This window comes from Phaeodactylibacter xiamenensis, from assembly GCF_965229835.1.
Taxonomy (GTDB): Bacteria; Bacteroidota; Bacteroidia; order Chitinophagales; family Saprospiraceae; genus Phaeodactylibacter; species Phaeodactylibacter xiamenensis.
This window is the reverse complement of record NZ_OZ245931.1, coordinates 7049537-7070190: the sequence shown is the minus strand read 5'-3', so window position 1 is coordinate 7070190 and position 20654 is coordinate 7049537. Positions and strand designations below refer to the sequence as shown.

Below are 20654 nucleotides of genomic sequence, written 5' to 3'. Positions count from 1 at the left end.
ACGCATGCTCTAAAGATTGCGCAAAGCCTTTTTGACCTCACGTACCACCATTCTGATCAGCTGTTCGGGGTCATTTGCAGGTGGGATATCCAGAAGCACCGGCTTTTCTCCTCCAAACAGCTTTGCAGTTAGCGTGATACGGCCTCCCTCCACAGCATACTGCCCTTTAACAGACCAGGCAGCCAGATAGTCACTGGCCGTTACATACATAAAATCTGCAGACCTCCCTTTTTCGGACTCCCGGTCCAGAGCTTGTTCCAGAAGCGGCATGAGCTTCAGATCATCATCAAGCGTGTTGGAGTTCAGGAAGACAGGTCGGGTGAAGACCGGCTTCTTTTGCCCAATTGGGATATTGCGCTGGTCTTTTACAATACCAATGTCAAAACTTGCTCCACTTGATGGGAACCCCAGCATCGGAGTTTGTATACCTTTGATGGAGGCGGCCAGTTTAGGTACTTCATTCCGGGCGTACTGGAACAGCCGCATCACATCCACATAATGCCCTTCAGCAGAGCGGCGGGCATCCATGCCCATCATGCCTTGCAGCAGCGCGTAGGTCAGCAAGCCCTGCCCGTATTCACTTGCTTCGTAACTGACTTTATCCGCCGCACTCCCAGACAGGACGAACATGCCCGTCCGGTCCTTCATACGATCGAAAGCCCTGATCTGACTGGAGTTTAAATTCCGGGTATTGCCCGTCAGTTCTTCCACCACTTTTCCGGAGTTGCAGGCATCTACCACCAATACCTGCTTCAGTGCCGGTATGGCATTGATCCAAGCTGTTAATTCACCACTCGATACTGCGTATGCTTCGCGTACCTGCTGATCGCTGATCATCCCTTCATCGGACACACTGGCCGTGAGGTAGTAAAACTGCGATTCCTCTCCTATGCCATAGGTGACCCCATGCCCGGACAAATAGATCAATACGATATCTTCTGCTTTGGCCTTCTTTTGGATGGCTTGCAAAGTGGCCTTTATATTGGTCTTATCCGCAAACTGCCAGCTGACCGTTCTGCCATTTACTTCAGGGAAGGTTTCCTGTGTTGTAGTGAGTGCATACACTTCTATGCTATCTCCATTGGCGAAAAGGTTGGCACCGGCATACTGTAGTGCTTTGGCCATCGCATTCGCATCCTGAGTAGCATATTTCAGGTCCAGGTTGGTACCGGAATAATCCGATGTGCCAATACAAACCACAAACATTTTTGGGTCTAAAGTCCCCGTCCAGTCTGTACGGCCCTGGCCACTGCCCCGTGCCCATGCAGCAGGCTCGTATTCCAGCCCTTTGGCGGAGCTCTTTAGCCACCCTGCTGCATTGAAAGTCCGGATGCTCACGATGTTGATACTGTCCGGATGCCGAAGCAGATAGCTTTGAAATGGCTTTAAATCGAAGACCAGGCGAGTGGCACGGTCGGGGTTGGCATCAGCGGCTACTTCCTTCCCATTGACAGAAATGGCAACAGCACCTATTCCGCCGGACCGTTCAGTGAGAGTTACCTGCAACTCGTCTTTATCAATACGCAGCGCTGATTTTGGAAAGAGCGGCAGAGCAGCAAGGTGCTCCACCGGGCGCAGCCGTTCCGTAGAATGCCCCAGAAGCTTTTGCAGTAATCCCGGCTCATAGTAGCGGCTCTTTAACTGTTCCAGCTCGATGATTTCTGTTTCGGACTGTTCCTCGACTTTGTAAAAAATGAGCTTCATTGCTTCGGGTGAGGCATCAAACAGGCCTCCAGGCATGGTTACCACCCAGTCTTCTGTGCCCAGATTGAACAAAGTAGCTATGGGCGCCTTCTTGCTGATGTCCCACAGGATTGCCCTTCCATCCTGATTTTCATCAAAAGACAGGAACTGATTGGTGTTTGCCGGGTTGATGGCAAAACCTCTAATGCTGTTTTCGTGCCCGTATAACTCAAGCAAAAACGCTCCTGAACGCTGATCGTAAACTGAAATTTCTCCTGACCTATGCCCCAGGAGCAGGTACCTGCCATCCGGGGAAAATACCCTGGCAGAAACGCCTTTATTGATAGACACCCTGATGTCCGCCACCTTTTGGTTGTTTTCCAAATCCCAAAGGATGTTGGTGGCGGCATCTCTTCTAGCAATAAGATATGTTGATAAAAACAACCGTTTACGGTTAGGACTGATGACCGCACCTGCAATTCTGTTGCCAGTCTCAGTAATCGACTCAGGGTCTCCAATCACCTGTACCCGCTCTCCGGCCTCTCTATCCCAAAGCTCCAGCTGATTGTCTTCGCTAATGACTACAGCTAATCGCCCATCCGGTATCCCACCTATTTCAGGAGCTTCGTAGGAGACAACAGGTTCTGATGACAAGTAAGAGCCTGCCTTAATCAGCTGGTTTTTCAAATCCCAGGTACGGGCAGGCAATTGATCAAAGGCAAAGTGTAATTCCTCCCCGTCCGGGCTAAACTTTGCCTGCCTGATACCCGAGGTGTAGCCTTCAAGTTTTCTGATCAACACCCCACGCTCGTAATCATACAGGTAAATCACGCCATCTTCTCCTCCCAGGGCAAGCAGGCGCCCGTATGGTGAAAAGGAGGCCTGATTATAAATGATAATTTCAGGGCGTGGTACCTCCTTGCGTAACTTTACCCGGGACAAGCCCACCGGTAGTTCTGCCAGCTGTTGTTCTTGAAGGTCAAACAGGGCAACCTTCCCACTTTCGTGAAACAACAGCGCCTTTGTTCCATCTGAATTGATGTCTGCCAAAAGGTATCCGGCGGGTACCGTTAAGGAAAACGGCGCCCCCTTCCCGTCAACAGGCCAAATAGTAAAGTCTTTTCCATTCGGGCCCTCCGGACTGCCCATGAGGAAGTGGCCTCCGCTACTTTGGGAAAAGACCGAGCTCAGACCGTCGTAAATCCTAACCGTAGAATCTATTGGAGCCCAGATATTTCGAAAAACCAGTGTATCGCCCCGGCGTTTATAATACCGCTGCCCATCCCGGCGTAAGCCATTGTGCTGAAGACCAATACCACTTGTGAAGTAAATGAACTCGCCCGAGGCTGAGAAGTCTGACTCAACGGCTTTTTTCAGTTCGGCTGTATAGTTACGGCCAGAGGGCTCAGCATCAGGTTCCATCCCGTCGAAAGACAAGGATAAAGATTCATCCATAGGTCGGGCCATCATATCTCTTCCGTCCGAAAGCTGGTTATCCTGGAGATTCCAGGTCCAGGTAAACCAGTTGCTCAGCGCGCCGGTGTTTTGATAAGCAACCAGTTCCTGCTCCGAAAAGAAAAACAGATGCCGGGCGAAGGGCGGGTATGGGTTCACCGGGGAGGTTTCCAAAAGATGCCCTCCCTGCACATCCCAAACCTTCATGGTATTGTCCTCTGCACTGGAAACCAGGTATTCGCCACTGGGCGAAAAGGTCAGGCCGGTAACCGGTCCGGTATGGCCCAGGTTGAGGCTGAAATCCGGTTTTTGTGCAGATAAATAGAAGGGCAACAAGGCAAGAAGAGAAACAATTTGCAATCTCATTTCGGTGGGTTTAGGTGAATCGGATTTGCTTTTGATGGATTTGAGTAGCTCATAAAAGGTTCCCCAGAGGCCTGCCTAAGTGTAAGCCACGAGCAAACACTTTGGACTGTTGGAGCGTGAGCTTTGCACAGTATTCAATCCGAACACAAATTAGCCAATCGGCAACACATATCGGGGAAATTGTTTCTACAGCAATGCAACCTGACAGTAAAAGCAGACCGCAGGCCAGCTTTGTGAAAATCTTAGAAAGGCATATAATAACTATTGAGGCTGCCTCTTGATATAGAGACAGCCTCATCATCAGGTTTCAAAAACTAAAATGTTTTGGAAATGCCGGGTGTTCCTTAGTGCTGTTTCCGGACAATTTTCAGTATTTCCCGGTTACCATCTTCATGTTGCACTTCGAGATAGTACAGACCGGCAGCGAGGTAGACGTTGGCCCACCTGTGGTCTTTCGTACCCTCAGTTAGCGTAACCTGACTGATGACCTGCCCCAGTTCATTGCGGAGTATCGCGTGGGCCGGAGCTTGAAGCGGCTGCTCAAAGCGCAGGGTGAAAACGCCAAGCGTCGGGTTCGGGAAGACTTTAGCCTGGTAGCGCACACTTGAATCCTTACTTTGGCTACGGTTGCTTTCTATGCCTCCGGTTGGGGGTGCGAAGTTGTTCTCTACAGTTACGGTAGCAGTACAAGTGCTGCTATTGTCATTATCGTCAGTTACGGTGAGCGTAACAGTATTATCACCTACATCAGCAATACCAAAAGTAGTGATATCCAAAGCCAGCCCTGATACCCCACAGGCATCCGTGGAGCCATTTTCAATATCTGCAACGGTGATACTGGCCGAACCATTCATACCCAGCTGAATCGTCAGGTCCTGGCACTGGGCAACCGGAGCGATATTGTCCTCTACAGTAATATTGGCCGTACAGGAACTGCTATTGCCATTGACATCGGTGGCGGTGAGCGTGACGGTCGGAGCCCCTACATCGTCACAGCTAAACTCCGTTTTATCAAGACTTAGTGTAGCGATTTGGCATGCATCGTTGGAGCCGTCATTGACCTGTCCGGCGGTAAGGAAACCTTCGCCAAAGTCATCCAACTGAACGGTGAGGTCCTGGCACAGGGCCTGAGGGGCTACGTTGTCTGCTACCGTTACAGTGGCCGTACAACTGTTGCTGTTGCCATTATTGTCTACTACAGTCAGCGTAATGGGTTGTGTTCCAATATCACCACAATCAAAGCCTGTCGCATTGAGGCTATGGCTGGCAATGCCACACGCATCCGACGAACCACCGTCCACCTGGGCAGCCGTCAGACTAGCATTGCCGGAAGCATCAAGCTGCACTGTCACATCTTCACACAGCGCCTGTGGAGCGACGTTGTCAACGACCGTTACATTGGCCGTGCAGGTGCTGCTATTGCCATTGAGGTCAGTCACGGTCAGCTCAACACTCGCGCTGCCCACATCTTCACAATCGAAGCTCGTCTGGCTCAGGCTTAGGCTGGAAATGTCGCCCGGTACGGGCCCGTATGGGCAGGCATCGTTGGAACCGCCATCTATCTGGTCTGTGTTCAGGGCACCATTGCCAAAGGCATCAAGCTGTACCGTCACATCTTCACACAGCGCTTCTGGTGCGATGTTGTCTTCCACCGTGACCGTAGAAGTACAAGTGCTGCTGTTACCGTTGAGGTCAGTTACGGTCAGGGTAACAGTCTGGCTGCCCACATCCCCACAACCAAAGCTCGTCTGGCTCAGGCTTAGGCTGGAAAGGCCACAAGGGTCGCCGGAACCACTATCTACCTGTGCGGCACTCAGGGCACCGTTACCGGAGGCATCAAGCTGTACCGTCACATCTTCACACAGCGCTTCCGGTGCGATGTTATCTTCCACCATGACCGTAGAAGTACAAGTGCTGCTATTGCCATTGAGGTCAGTCGCAGTCAACGTAACGCTCTGGATGCCCACATCCCCACAATCGAAGCTCGTCTGGCTCAGGCTTAGGCTGGAAATACCACACCCATCATCGGAACCGCCATCTATCTGGTCTGTGTTCAGGGCACCGATGCCAAAGGCATCGAGCTGTACCGTAACGTCCTGGCAAAGCGCCTGTGGAGCTACATTGTCCACTACCGTGACCGTAGAAGTACAAGTGCTGCTGTTGCCATTAACGTCTGTTGCGGTAAGGGTAACGATCTGACTGCCCACATCCCCGCAATCGAAGCTCGTCTGGCTCAGGCTTAGGCTGGAAACGTTGCACGGATCGCCGGAACCGCCATCGACCTGTTCGGCACTCAGGGCACCATTGCCAAAGGCATCAAGCTGTACCGTCACATCTTCACACAGCGCTTCCGGTGCGATGTTATCTTCCACCGTGACCGTAGACGTACAAGTGCTGCTGTTACCGTTGAGGTCAGTCACGGTCAGGGTAACAGTCTGACTACCCACATCCCCGCAATCGAAGCTCGTCTGGCTTAAGTCAGTAGAGGAAAGGCCACAAGCGTCATTCGATCCGTCATTTACCAGTATAACGGACAAGCTGCCAGATCCTGCTGCATCCAACTGCACCGTCACATCCTGGCAAAGCGCTTGGGGTGCAATATTATCCACCACTGTTACTGCAGACGTACAAGTGCTCGTATTGCCGTTAACATCCGTTGCGGTAAGCGTGACTGTATTTGTACCTACATCACCGCAATCAAAAGTGGTCTTGTCCAGGCTTAGGCTGGCGAGCCCGCAAGGATCAATCTCGCCTTCGAAGACCTGACCGGGTGTAATACTTCCTGCACCGGAAGCGTCAAGTTGTACGGTCCGGTCTTCGCAGAGTGCCGCGGGAATCGTATTATCCTCCACCGAAACCGTAGCGGTGCAGGTGCTGAGATTGCCATTTATATCCGTTACGGAAAGCGTGACCGTATTTTCACCAACATCACTACAATCAAATACGGTCTGATCGAGGCTGAGTTGCAGAACGCTGCAGGCATCATTCGATCCATTATCAATTTGACCGGCAGTAATTACAGCATTTCCGGAGGCATCCAGCGCCACTGTGATGTCCTGGCAAAGCGCCTGAGGAGCAACGTTGTCCTCAACGGTTACCGTGGCGGTACAGGTGCTGCTGTTGCCGCTGTTGTCTGTAACCGTAAGTACTACTGGATTGGCTCCCACATCAGTGCAGTCAAATTCGGATTGGCCGATTTCGACTTCTGCAATACTACAGGCATCATTGGAGCCAGCATTTACTTCAGTAGCAGACAAGCTAGCTATTCCCGCAGCATCCAACTGAACCGTCACATCCTGGCATAAGGCTTCAGGAGCCGTGTTGTCTACCACGGTGACTACGGCTATACAGGCACTCATGTTGCCACTGAAGTCCTCTACGGTGAGTAGCACGTTGTTGGGTCCGATATCCCCACAATCAAAGCTGGCAATATTTAGCCCTCGTTCCGCTATGCCACAAGCATCAAATGAGCCGTTGTCAATCTGACTGACGGAGATGAAGGCCATTCCACTTGCATCCAACTCAACGGTCAGGTTCTGGCAAACGGCTACAGGTGCGGTGTTGTCCTCAACCGTAACCTCGGCAGTGCACGTGCTGGTATTTCCGTTCTCGTCTTCTACGGTAAGGGTGACGCTTTGTCCACCTACATCACTGCAGTCCAGATTACTGATGTCCAGGCTCAGGCTCTCGATACCACCCGGTACGGGCCCGTATGGGCAGGCATCGTTAGAACCATTATCGACCTGATCAGCGGAAAGCATTACATTGCCTTCCGCATCCAGTTCCACGGTCACATCCTGACAGAGCGCAACTGGTACTACGTTGTCTTCAATGGTTATACTAGACACACAGGTGCTTGTGTTGCCGTTGGCATCGGTGACCAATAGCGGCACGGGCTGTACGCCGACTTCTCCACAGCCAAACTCAATGGTAGATGGAAGGTCGTCTCCAAAATCCAACGTAACACCACAGGCATCGCCGGAACCGCCATCCAATTGTGCAGGGGTAAGCAATACCGCGCCGCCGGCATCCAACTGCAGGGTAAGGTCGTGACAGGAGGCTACGGGCGGGATGTTGTCTTCCACCGTGACCATTGCCGTGCAAGAGCTTGTATTGCTATTATCATCTGTTGCGGTAACCACTACCGTATTCTGACCAACATCCGCACAGTCGAACGCGCTGATATCCAGCGTAGTGCTTGCCAGGCCGCAGCCCTCGGATGGCGTGCCCACAATCTGGGCAGGCGTGATGCTTACCAATCCATCGTTATCCAGCTGTACGGTAATGTCCTGGCAGTCCAGGCTTGGTGCGGTATTGTCCTCAACGGTGACTGTTGCGGTGCAGGTGCTCGTATTTCCGTGCTCATCTTCCACAGTAAGGGTGACTATTTGAGTACCAACATCAGCACAAGTGAAGGAAGTAATGTCAAGGCTCAGGGCATCAATTCCACAGGCATCATTGGATTCATCATCGATCTGAGCGGGCGTTAAGATAGCGCTGCCCAGTGCATTCAGTTCTACCGTTACATCCTGACACAGAGCTACAGGGTCTACATTGTCTTCAATTGTAATATTAGACACGCAGCTGCTGCTGTTGCCATTGGCATCAGTAACGACAAGCGGAATACTCTGTACGCCCACTTCGCCACAACCGAATTCAATCACTGAAGGGAGATCATCCCCAAATGCGAAGGACAAACCACAAGCGTCACTTGACCCCGCATCTAATTGTGCCGGAGTGAGAATGACCGCGCCGCCCGCATCCAACTGCAGGGTAAGGTCGTGACAGGAGGCTACGGGCGGGATGTTGTCTTCCACCGTGACCATTACCGTGCAAGAGCTTGTATTGCCATTCTCATCTTCTGCGGTAACCACTACCGTATTCTGACCAATATCCGAGCAGTCGAACGCGCTGATATCCAGCGTAGTGCTTGCCAGGCCGCAGCCCTCGGATGGCGTGCCCACAATCTGGGCAGGCGTGATGCTTACCAATCCATCGTTATCCAGCTGTACGGTAATGTCCTGGCAGTCCAGGCTTGGTGCGGTATTGTCCTCAACGGTGACTGTTGCGGTGCAGGTGCTCGTATTTCCGTGCTCATCTTCCACAGTAAGGGTGACTATTTGAGTACCAACATCAGCACAAGTGAAGGAAGTAATGTCAAGGCTCAGGGCATCAATTCCACAGGCATCATTGGATTCATCATCGATCTGAGCGGGCGTTAAGATAGCGCTGCCCAGTGCATTCAGTTCTACCGTTACATCCTGACACAGAGCTACAGGGTCTACATTGTCTTCAATTGTAATATTAGACACGCAGCTGCTGCTGTTGCCATTGGCATCAGTAACGACAAGCGGAATACTCTGTACGCCCACTTCGCCACAACCGAATTCAATCACTGAAGGGAGATCATCCCCAAATGCGAAGGACAAACCACAAGCGTCACTTGACCCCGCATCTAATTGTGCCGGAGTGAGAATGACCGCGCCGCCCGCATCCAACTGCAGGGTAAGGTCGTGACAGGAGGCTACGGGCGGGATGTTGTCTTCCACTGTGACCGCTGCCGTGCAGGTGCTCGTATTGCCATTCTCATCTTCTGCGGTAACCACTACCGTATTCTGCCCAACATCCGCACAGTCGAACGCGCTGATATCCAGCGTAGTGCTTGCCAGGTCGCAGCCCTCGGATGGCGTGCCCACAATCTGGGCAGGCGTGATGCTTGCCAATCCATCATTATCCAGCTGTACGGTAATGTCCTGGCAGTCCAGGCTTGGTGCGGTATTGTCCTCAACGGTGACTGTTGCCGTGCAGGTGTTGGTATTGCCGTTGTTGTCTTCCACGGTCAGCGTGACTTCTTGGGAGCCAACATCCGCACAGTCGAAACTGCCGATATCTATGGCTACACTTGCCAGACCGCAAGCATCGCTGGAACCATTATTTACCTGAGCTGGCGTAAGGCTGGCATTGCCCAGAACATCTAACTCCACCGTCACATCCTGACAAAGCGCAACCGGCACCACGTCATCGATAATGGTGATATTCGAAATGCAGCTACTGCTGTTACTATTGTTGTCTGTAACCGTAAGGGTAGCTGCTTGCGTACCCACATCGCCGCAGCCAAAGGCGGTAACGTCAAGGCTTAAGACACCAATGCCACAAGCATCGTAGGAACCTGCGTCTACCTGGGCAGTGGTAAGTTCAGCCACGCCATCTTCGTCCAGCAGCAATACCACATCCTGACAAACAGCAGCCGGTGCTACAGTATCAGCAACGGTCACTACGGCACTGCATTGGCTGGAATTCCCTGCGTTGTCTTCTGCGGTAACAGTTACAGTCTGCGGACCAACAGCGCTGCAGTCAAATGTAGTAACATCCAGATTCACACTTGCCAGCCCACAGGCATCGCTGAGGGTGGTGGCCACCTGAGCTGCAGTAAGTTCAGCAGTACCATTGGCATCCAACTGCACCGTGATATCCTCGCAGAACAATTCCGGCGCTACCATATCCAATACGGTAGCGGTGAAGGTACAGGTGCTGCTGTTGCCGTTGTAGTCCGTTGCCGAAATGGTCAGGGTGTTCTCACCCAGATCACCGCAATCAAAGGTCCCAAATTCCCAGGACCAGGAAGCAATACCGCAGGCATCACTGGAGCCGTTGTCGACTTCCTCCTGTGTGATGATGGCAGTACCGGAGGCATCTAATTGCACCGTCACATCCTGGCACACCATATCAGGTCCGATGTTGTCTTCAATGGTTACCGTAGCCGCGCAGGTGTTGGTATTTCCGCTATTGTCCTCCACAGTCAGGGTGAGGACCTGTTCGCCCACATCACCGCAACCAAAGATGGTGGTATCAGAAGTGATACTCAGTAGGACACCCGGCAATCCGTTACCGGAACAGGCATCATTAGAGCCCGCATCAATTTGTTCCGGGAAGACTTCAGCTGCGCCATCATTATCCAATTCTATGGTAATGTCCTGGCATAAAGCCACCGGAGCAATATCATCGACAACGGTGACGATGGTTTCGCAGGTAGTGGTATTCCCACTTGGATCGGTAGCCGTCAGCAAGACCGGGTTAGGCCCTACATTCGTACAGTCGAATGCTGCTGTACTCAGAGACAACTGATCGTTCGGTATTGGATTACTACAGGCATCGGTTGCTGAAACCAGTACATCATCGATACTGATAGCCGCTGTGCCATTCTGATCCAAAGAAAGGGTTAGGCTTTCGCAATTCACCACTGGAGCGATGGTGTCGAGGACGGTGACCAAAGCCACACATTGGCCGGTATTTCCATAGACATCCTCGGCCGTGAGCGTCACTTCATTAGTGCCCACATCTGCACATCCAAAGGTGGTTTGATCTGCGCTCAGCGAGGCAAGTCCACCAGGGCCATTACCGGATGGGCAGTTATCAGAAACGCCCCCATTGAGTGCTGCCAGGGTAGTGCTGCCGTTGCCGGAAGCATCCAGCCAAACCGTATCCGGCAGGCAGGTGACCACCGGTACTTCATTGTCTGCTACAGTAATATCAAAAGTGCATACATCGGTATTGCCGTGGTAGTCGGTGGCGGTGTAAGCCAGCGTAGTCGTCCCAATCGGGAACGTACTGCCCGAGCTCAACCCTGTGATATCGATTTGATTGATGTAAACCGTTGCGAGGGCATCCCAGGACAGGATAACCTTTCCGTGCCCGTAGTTGAGCCCTGTGACGTTATTTTGTGAAGTGCCGCTATTGAAAGAGCCGCCGCCGCCACCGGCACCGTACTGATCACCACCGCCGGCAGCACCGCCACCGGAGTAGCCGCCACCACCGCCACCGGGACCATAGCTTAAACCGCAGTTGTAACCACCGCCACCGCCGCCGAAGCCGCCGTAGGCATCAATCGTTCCTCCAGACTGCCCGCCGAAGCCGCCGGTCTGATAAGAACGGCCGCCGGTAGAGGAACAATCGCCATTGGCGCCATCCGAAAAGAAGCCACCGCCGGCTCCGCTCATCTGTGTAGCGGTACCTGCTTCACCGCCGTTACCGGAATTACCACCGGCTCCTACCCCACCGGAAGCATTAATACCGGCAGAGCCAAATGGAGCAACTTGTCCGGGCGCGCCATCGTGGATGGTACCACAGCAGAACCCGGCACCGCCGCCACCGCCACCAGCGATAATCAGCGGCATACCGGTATCGTGGTCTACCACAAAGGTGCCGCCGCCACCACCGTTGGATACGGCTGGTTTTTCTCCAACCAATACATCAATGACTTGCCCTGGCGTTACCACGAAAGTACCGCTCATGTAAGCCCCCAGGCCACCAAATCCTACATTGGCGTCGCCGCCCTGTGCACCGTAGGCTTCAATCTTTAGGGAAGTCACTCCTTCCGGCACAACGAAAGTCTGAATCGTCCCGTTGAACTCCAGCGTATCGGAAGATACGGCTTCATCACAAACAAAAACAGCCTCGGGCAGATCGTAGGCCACTATGGCATCGCAAACACCGGGATCCGTATCTGTTGTGATGTCCCCGGGACAGATCGCTGTGGGCCCGTTGGCATCCTGAACGATGGCCATAGCGGTACAGGTGCTTGTATTGCCGTTGTTGTCCATGACCGTCAGGGTTACCGGATTAGGGCCAAAATCTTCGCAGCTAAGCGTTTCAATATTCAGTGAAAAACTACCAATGCCGCAGGCATCGGTGGAGCCATTATCAAAATCCTCAGGTACCAGCCCGTAGGCAACATCTGAGACTGGCTCTACCACAACATTTTGACATTGGGCAACGGGTGCGATGTTGTCCTCAACGGTAGCTACTGCCGTACAGGTGCTCAGGTTACCATTGATATCCGCAACGGTGAGCGTCACCGTATTTTGACCCACATCCTCACAATCAAATTGAGTCTGATTGAGGGAAATCCAGTCAATCCCACACACATCATTAGAACCCGCATCAACCAAGGCAGGAGGCAATACCCCTTCACCCGATGCATTCAGCTGAACGGTAACGTTTTGGCAAAGCGCTTGTGGTGGGGTTTGGTCCTCCACCGTTACGGTAGCCGTGCAGGTGCCGCTATTCCCATTAACATCCGTTTGAGTGAGTGTAACGGTATTCTCACCGATATCAGCGCAATCGAAATCGCCGCGGTCAAGCGTCAGTGTTTCGGGCCCACAGGCATCAATAAAGCCGCTACTGACTTGTGCCGGTGTGACGCTGCCCAGCCCATCTGCATCCAGCGCAATCGTCACATCCTGGCATAGAGGCACGGGTGGGGTGTTGTCTTCCACGGTGACGGTGGCACTGCAGAAACTGCTGTTGCCGTTCACATCGGTAACGGTAAGTACCACCAGGTTCTCGCCTACATTTTCGCAGTTAAATGTAGTGCTGCTCAGTACCATATCTTCAATGCCGCATGCATCGGTAGAACCAGCATTTATTTCATTCACAGTGAGGCTTCCCAATCCTGTACCAGACAGCACAACAGTTGCATTCTGGCAAAGCGCAGTGGGCGCTACATTATCTTCAACGGTCACCTGGCTGGTACAACTGCTGCTGTTGCCATTAGCATCAGAGACCGTCAGAATGACGGTATTCGGACCAAGGTCATTACATCCGAAAGCGTCAATGTCGAGCAACAAGCTTTCAACACCACCCGGTACGGGCCCGTATGGGCAGGCATCTGAGGATCCGTTATCAATTTGAGCCGGCGAAAGGATGACCTCCCCGTTTTCATCCAATTGTGCGGTTATGTCAGCGCAGGAAGCAACCGGCGCGATATTGTCTTCTACCATGACCGTAGCATTGCAGGTACTGCTGTTGCCGTTCACATCAGTGAGCGTGAGGATGACCAGGTTAGGCCCTACATCATCGCAATCAAATGTAGTGATATTCAATCCCTGAGTAGCAATGCCACAAGCATCAATGGAGCCGGCATTGACTTGAGCCGGAGACAAAATGGCACCACCATCAGCATCCAGCTGAATGGTAGCATTTTGGCAAAGCGCGAGAGGGGCTTCAGTGTCTTCTACCGTGACGATAGCGGTGCAGGTGCTGCTATTGCCGTTCACATCCGTTACAGTGAGGGTGACTTCATTTAGACCGGTGTCCGAGCAATCGAATGTAGTAACATCCAGGGAAAGCCCCGATAGCCCGCAGGCGTCTTCTGATCCATTATCGACCTGCGCGGGGGTAAGCGAGCCGCTGCCACCGGCATCCAGCTGTACCGTCACATCCTGGCAAAGCGCCTGAGGCGGCACATTATCTTCCACAGTGACTACAGCGGTACAGGAACTGGCATTGCCATTAGCATCTACAACGGTAAGTGCTACGGTATTGGCACCGACATCCTCGCAGTAAAATGTAGTGATGTTCAATCCCTGAGTAGCAATGCCACAAGCATCATTAGAGCCCGCATCAATCTGAGCGGGTACAAGACTGGCGACACCATCTGCATTGAGTTGGATCGCAATGTCCTGGCAGAGGGCCTGCGGTGCGATGTTGTCCTCCACAATGACTGAGGCAGTACAGGTATTGCTGTTTCCGTTGTTGTCTATACCGATCAATGTTATGGTGTTGACCCCAACGTCACTACAACTAAAGGTATGCTGGTCAAGAGCAAGACTGGAAATGCTACCCGGTACTGGCCCGCCCGGGCAGGCATCGGTTGATCCACCATCAATCTGATTGACGGTTATGCTACTAGCGCCATCCGCATCAAGCTGTACCGTCAGGTCGTTACACACCATCGTTGGAGGTACATTGTCTTCAACCGTCACAATAGCTGTACAGGTACTGCTGTTGCCGCTGGAGTCTGTTACCGTAAGGGTGACTTCATTCAAGCCTATATCTGAGCAGTCAAAATCTGTTAGATTGAGGGACAGGTTTTCTACGCTACCCGGTACGGGCCCGTATGGGCAGGCATCACTTGAACCCGCGTCTACCTGAATAGCGGTGAGACTGCCTAAGCCATCAGTATCCAATTGTACGGTTACGTCCTGGCAGAGGGCTATTGGTGCAACATTATCCTCCACTGTAATCAGGGCGGAGCAGGTACTGTGGTTACCGTAAATATCGGTAGCAGTCAGGGTAACGGCATTCGGCCCAATATCGGCACAATCAAAGGTTTCGGTATCTATAGTCAGGTTGTCCAGACCACAGGCGTCACTAGAGCCATTATCCACCTGAGCGGCCGTGAGGCTGCCGGAGCCATTGGCATCCAATTGAACAGTCACGTCCTGGCAAAGGGCTTCCGGAGGTACATTATCCTCAACGGTAACCGTTGAGGTGCAGGTGCTGGCGTTGCCGTTCACGTCTATGACGATCAGGGTGACCACGTTTGGGCCGATATCCGAGCAGTCAAAGCTATCGTCACTAAGTACCAGGCTGGAGATACCGCAGGCGCCGGCAGAGCCACCGTCCAGATCAGTGGGGGAAAGGCTGGCTTCGCCATTGGCATCCAATTGGATGGTCACGTCCTGGCAAAGGGCGGTAGGTACTATATTATCCTCTATGGTAATCTGGGCAGTACAACTATCGGTATTACCATTGACGTCAGTAACCGTCAGGGTAACGATTTGTGTACCCACATCATCGCAGTCAAAAACATTCCCGCTAAGGGTAAAATCACCTAGGCCACAAGCGTCCTCTGACTCTGCATTTACTTCTTCAGGGGTAAGCTGCCCTGTGCCTGAGCCATCGAGCTGTACGGTCACATTCTGGCAAAGGGCCTGAGGGGCTACGTTATCTTCCACAGTGACTACAGCCGTGCAGGTACTGCTGTTGCCGTTGACATCGGTGACCGTTAAGACCACGTTGTTTTGACCAACTGCATCGCAGCCGAAAGCCGTAATATCTAAAGAAAGGTTATCAAGGCCACCCGGTACGGGCCCGTATGGGCAGGCATCATTAGAGCCATTATCGATTTGGGCAGCGGCAAGGCTACCATTGCCAGCGGCGTCGAGCTGAACCGTAATACTCTGACACAGCGCCTGAGGTGGCACATTGTCTTCTACGGTAACTATAGCGGTACAGGTACTGCTGTTGCCGTGGGTATCTGTTGCTGTAAGAATAACGGAATTTTCACCTACATCGTTACAACCAAAAGTGTCGGTATTGAGTGATAACCCAGCCAGCCCGCAGGCATCATTAGAACCATTGTCAACCTGTGCAGCGGTGAGCGTGGCGGTACCGGAATCATCCAGCTGTACCGTAACGTCCTGACACAGGGTAGTAGGTGTTAAATTGTCTTCAACGGTTACTTCTGCGTCACAGGAGCTGCTATTGCCATTTACATCGGTAACGGTAAGGGTGACGGTCTGAATACCAATATCCCCACAACCAAATGAAGCCTGGCTAAGACTAAAGCCATCTAGCCCGCAGGCGTCGGTTGAGCCGCCATCTACCTGAGCAGCGGTTAGCGTACCTACTCCATTGGCCGCTAACTGTACAGTCGCGTTCTGACAAATAGCTTCCGGAGCGACATTGTCTTCTACAGTTACGGTAGCGGTGCAGGAACTGCTGTTGCCATTAACATCCGTTGCAGTGAGGAGGACTGCGTTTTCTCCAATATTAGAGCAATCAAAAATCGCAATATTCAGGCTTAGGTTATCCAACACGCAGGCATCTGAGGAACCTCCGTCCACGGCGGCAGGAGTGATACCGCCTGTACCGTTTTCATCAAGCTGAACGGTGACCGGCTGGCACTGCGCATCGGGCGCGATATTATCTTCTACGGTAACGAGTGCCGTACAGGTACTGCTGTTGCCATACTCATCTTCAGCCGTAAGGGTAACGGTTTGCGTGCCCACCTGATCACAATCAAAGGCAGTGAAGTCAAGGGAAAGGGAAACCTCACCACAGACGTCACCGGAGCCCGCATCGACTTCAGCGGGTGTCAGCGTGCCCAAACCATCGGCATCGAGCTGTACGGTAACATCCTGGCAAAGCGCTTGTGGAGCAACGTTATCCACTACAGTGGCCAACGCAGAGCAACTACTTTCATTGCCACTGGGGTCCGTTACGGTTAGAATGACCGGATTAGGCCCAATATCTTCACAATCAAAATCGGTAACATCAATAGTCAACAGGTCTGCGCTGCAATTATCTGTTGAACCGGCATCTACTTCAGTAGCAGTCAGGCTGACCAGGCCATCCGCGTTCAACTGTACCGTCACGTCCTGGCAGCTGGCGATTGGAGCGATGACATCCGTTACGGTGACGATGGCTGTGCAGGTATCGCTGTTGTTGTTTTCATCTTCCACAGTAAGGGTGACCAGGTTGGTACCCAGATCCCCACAATCAAACATATCCTGATCAAGCAGGAAGGGGCCTACCCCGCCCGGTACGGGCCCGTATGGGCACGCATCGGTAGAACCATTCTCCACATCGGCTGGCGGAAGCACGGCAAACCCGAGGGAATCCAGTTGTATGGAAACATCCTGGCAGCCGGCTACCGGAGGTACGTTATCTTCCACGGTTACGGTGGCGGTGCAATTACTGCTGTTGCCTGCCAGATCGGTGACCGTGAGCGTGACCGTATTAGTACCGACATTACCACAACCGAAGGTGGTTTCATCCAGTATTAGTGTATCCAGACAGGCATCACCCGAGCCGGCATCGATCTCCTCAGCGTCGAGGATCCCTACACCAAAAACATCAAGCTGTACCGTGGCGTCCTGACAGAGGGCCACCGGCATGATGTTATCTTCAATAGTAACTGTTGCGGTGCAGGTACTGACGTTACCGTTATTGTCCGTTACGGTAAGGGTTACCGTATTGGCACCTATATCTGTACAATCGAAAAGGGTCTGATCCAAAACAGAACTGGCGATCCCACAGAAGTCCAGAGAACTGGCGTTGAGGTCTGCCTGGCTCAGGGTCGCTTGCCCGGAGCCATCGAGTTGCAAGATAGTGGATGCGCATTGTACCTGAGGTGCAATATTGTCTTCTACGGTGATGGTAGCGGTACAGCTATTCATGTTTCCATTCAGGTCCACTGCGGTTAGCGTGATGGTATGCTCGCCAACATCCGCGCAATCAAAAGCGGTTTGACTAATATATAAGGTATCGAGGCCGCACGCATCACTGCTGCCGCCGTCCAAATCTGCCACACTAAGAGCGCCCTGCCCGTTGGCATTGAGCTGCACGGTGACAGCCTGACAGAGCACTTCGGGCACTACCGTGTCGGCTACGGTGACGATTGCGGTACAGGTTGCCGTATTCCCGTTGGTGTCCTCTGCAGTCAGGGTTACCGGATTAGCTCCAATAGAACCGCAGTCAAAATTTGTAATATCAAGTTCCAGGCTTGTTAGCCCGCCCGATACGGGCAAGGATGGGCAGGCATCTGAGGAGCCAGCATCTATGGTTGAGGCAGTGATGCTTCCCAAGCCATCAGCATCCAACTGAACGGTTACGTCCTGACATAGCGCCTGTGGGGCAATGGTATCCGCTACGGTTACTGTAGCGCTACAGGTATTGAGGTTACCATACTGGTCTTCAACGGTAAGGGTTACGGTATTTTGACCCACGTCCGCACAGTTGAATACAGTGGTGTCTGCGCTAAGGCTCAAAATTCCGCAAGCGTCGGTTGAACCGTTATCGATATCTTCGGGTACAATACTTCCCAGCCCACCAGCGTCTAACTGAATGGTGATATCCTGACAAACAGCGGTAGGCAGGACATTGTCCTCCACAATGACTTTAGCAATACAGGTATCGGTATTGCCGCCAACATCTTCCACGGTTAGCGTCACAGGGTTTGTGCCGATGTTGTCGCAATCGAAATCCGTTTCGGACAGGGAAAGACTAGCCAATCCGTTGGGGCAATCGTCAGTGGACCCTGCGTCCAGGTCATCTGTGGAAATTGTGACGAATCCATTCTCATCCAGCTGCACGGTAATATCCTGACACACCGCAACCGGTGCAGAGGTATCGGCAACGGTAACGGTCCACGATCCCAGAGATACTTCAGGGCTGGTATTACAGGTACTATCGCTGGCGTAGCGCCGGAAGGTGGTGGTTTGCGGCAGCTCATCCGCAGGTGTGTAGGTTGAATTATCAGCACCCGGGATAGCCGCTGTAAAGTTATCAGCGGAAGAACGCCAGGTGTAAGAAAGCTGTCCATCCCCACCCGTTGCCAGGAATTCATTTGGAATAGTGGATGGCGTGCCACCGGGGCAAATCGTTTCACCTTCATCAGCGATTTGACCGGGGTCGAAGGCGGGCAGTACGGTGACGGTCCATTCTCCAATGGCGGGAGTGGGGTCTGTACTGCAGGTCTCGTCTATAGCGTAGCGGCGGAAAGTGGTGGTTTGTGTCATGCCATCGGCCGGCGTATAGGTAAGGCCATCGGCCCCGGGTATTGGGCTGGAAAAGTTGTCTGCAGAGGAGCGCCAGGTGTAGGTGATTTGCCCATCCCCACCGGTAGCAGGAGCGGTACTTCCTATTTCCGAGGGCGTACCTTCAAAACAAATAGTCTCCCCTTCATTAGCGAGGTGTCCCGGATGAAATTCGTCGAGTACGGTGACGGTCCATTCCCCATCTGATGGTGTAGGCGTGGTGCTGTAGGTCCCATCGTTGGCATAGCGCCGGTAGGTGGTGGTTTGTGTTAACCCAGCCGGCGGGATAAAAATGGGCGCGGTTGCAATAGGAAGCGGATTCGTGAAGTTGTCAGCGGAGGAGCGCCAGGTGTAGCTGATGTTTTCATCCCCTCCACTCGCCAGGGTCACGTTGCCGATCATCATGGAAGGTGTACCACCGTAGCAGATGGTTTCCCCTCCGCTCACGATCACGCCCGGATCCAATGGGTATATACAAATATTCTCAAACCAGTATACTTCATCATCATAGTTGGCCGCGCCAAGCACATCCGGGTCGCCGTCTCCATCCAGGTCGGCTGCATAGACCGAGATGGCACCATCGGCATTGCCTTCGATGATGCTTTGCGGAGCGAATGTACCGTCTCCCAAATTTTCGTACCAGGCGATTTCATCATCATACTGAGAGGCAGACAGGACGTCAGGGTCCCCATCGTTGTCCATATCCACCGCATAAACCGACAGCGCACCATTAGCAGCAAAGGAGATAATCTTCTGAGCGGAAAACGTACCGCCGCCCAGGTTTTCGTACCAGGCGATTTTATCATCCTGAAAGGAGGCGGAGATCACATCCATATGCCCGTCGAGGTTGATATCCGCCGCGTAGACGGATCGGGCCAGATTGGCTGAAGAAGTGATGACCTGCTTACTGCCAAAGGTACCGCTCCCCAGATTTTCATACCAGGCAATCTGATCGTCGAAACCAGAGGCGGTAAGTACGTCCACATCACCATCATTATCCAGGTCCGCAGCATAGGCATCGTAAGCACCATCTGCATCCGTTGCAATGATTTGCTCTCCGGAGAAAGCGCCACCGCCCAGGTTCTCAAACCAGGCAATTTTGTCATCGAAAACCGAAGCCGAAAGAATGTCCAGATCGCCATCCCCGTCCAGGTCTGAAGCATTGACAGATATGGCGCCATTAGCGTTAGTAGTCAGGACTTGCTGTGGTCCAAAACTTCCACCCCCCAGATTTTCGTACCAGGCTACTTTATCATCATACCCGGAGGCAGAAAGGACATCCACATCGCCATCGCCATCCAGGTCAGCGGCATGTACAGAGAGCGTGCCGTTCATGATGGTGGAAATGACCTGCTGCGGGCCGAAGTTGCCGCCGCCAAGGTTTTCGTACCAGGCGATTTTATTGTCGTTGAAGGAGGCTGAAAGCACATCCATATCGCCATCGCCGTCGAGGTCCTCAGCAAAGACCGCGTAAGCTCCATCGGCGAGACCGCCAGCGACAGGGGCACCCGAAAACGTGGGCTGCGGGCAGGGCTGCGCAAAAATAAGGATTGGGCTAACTAACACGAGAAAGGATGCCAGGCGCATACCTTTACTTGGTACCTTGGGTAGTAATTGTGTAAACATGTTTAACGTTTTCTCTGATCAGACCCTTTCCTAAGCGATAAGTGCCTGAAAATGAAATAAGCCCGTTCAGGTTCCCGGTACACGGGCATCCTGAGGACCAATTCAATAGTATGTTCCGAAAAGCAGGCAACACTAAGGTGTATAAGCTCCTTCGGTATGTTTGTTGAAAAATTTACGATCCAACCGAACGGATTAAAGGTT

At 52.7% G+C, this 20654-nt stretch carries 2 protein-coding genes; both read right to left on the bottom strand.

The window, feature by feature from the left end:
• Positions 1–9: 9 nt before the first annotated feature.
• A complete protein-coding gene (locus ACO08I_RS27250) occupies positions 10–3504 on the bottom strand; it encodes a caspase family protein (protein WP_421947700.1) in 3495 nt (1164 codons plus the stop codon).
• A gap of 344 nt (positions 3505–3848) precedes the next feature.
• Positions 3849–20453: an HYR domain-containing protein gene (locus ACO08I_RS27245; RefSeq protein ID WP_421947699.1), complete on the bottom strand. Its 16605-nt coding sequence runs from the start codon at positions 20451–20453 to the stop codon at positions 3849–3851.
• Between the last annotated feature and the right edge of the window lie 201 nt (positions 20454–20654).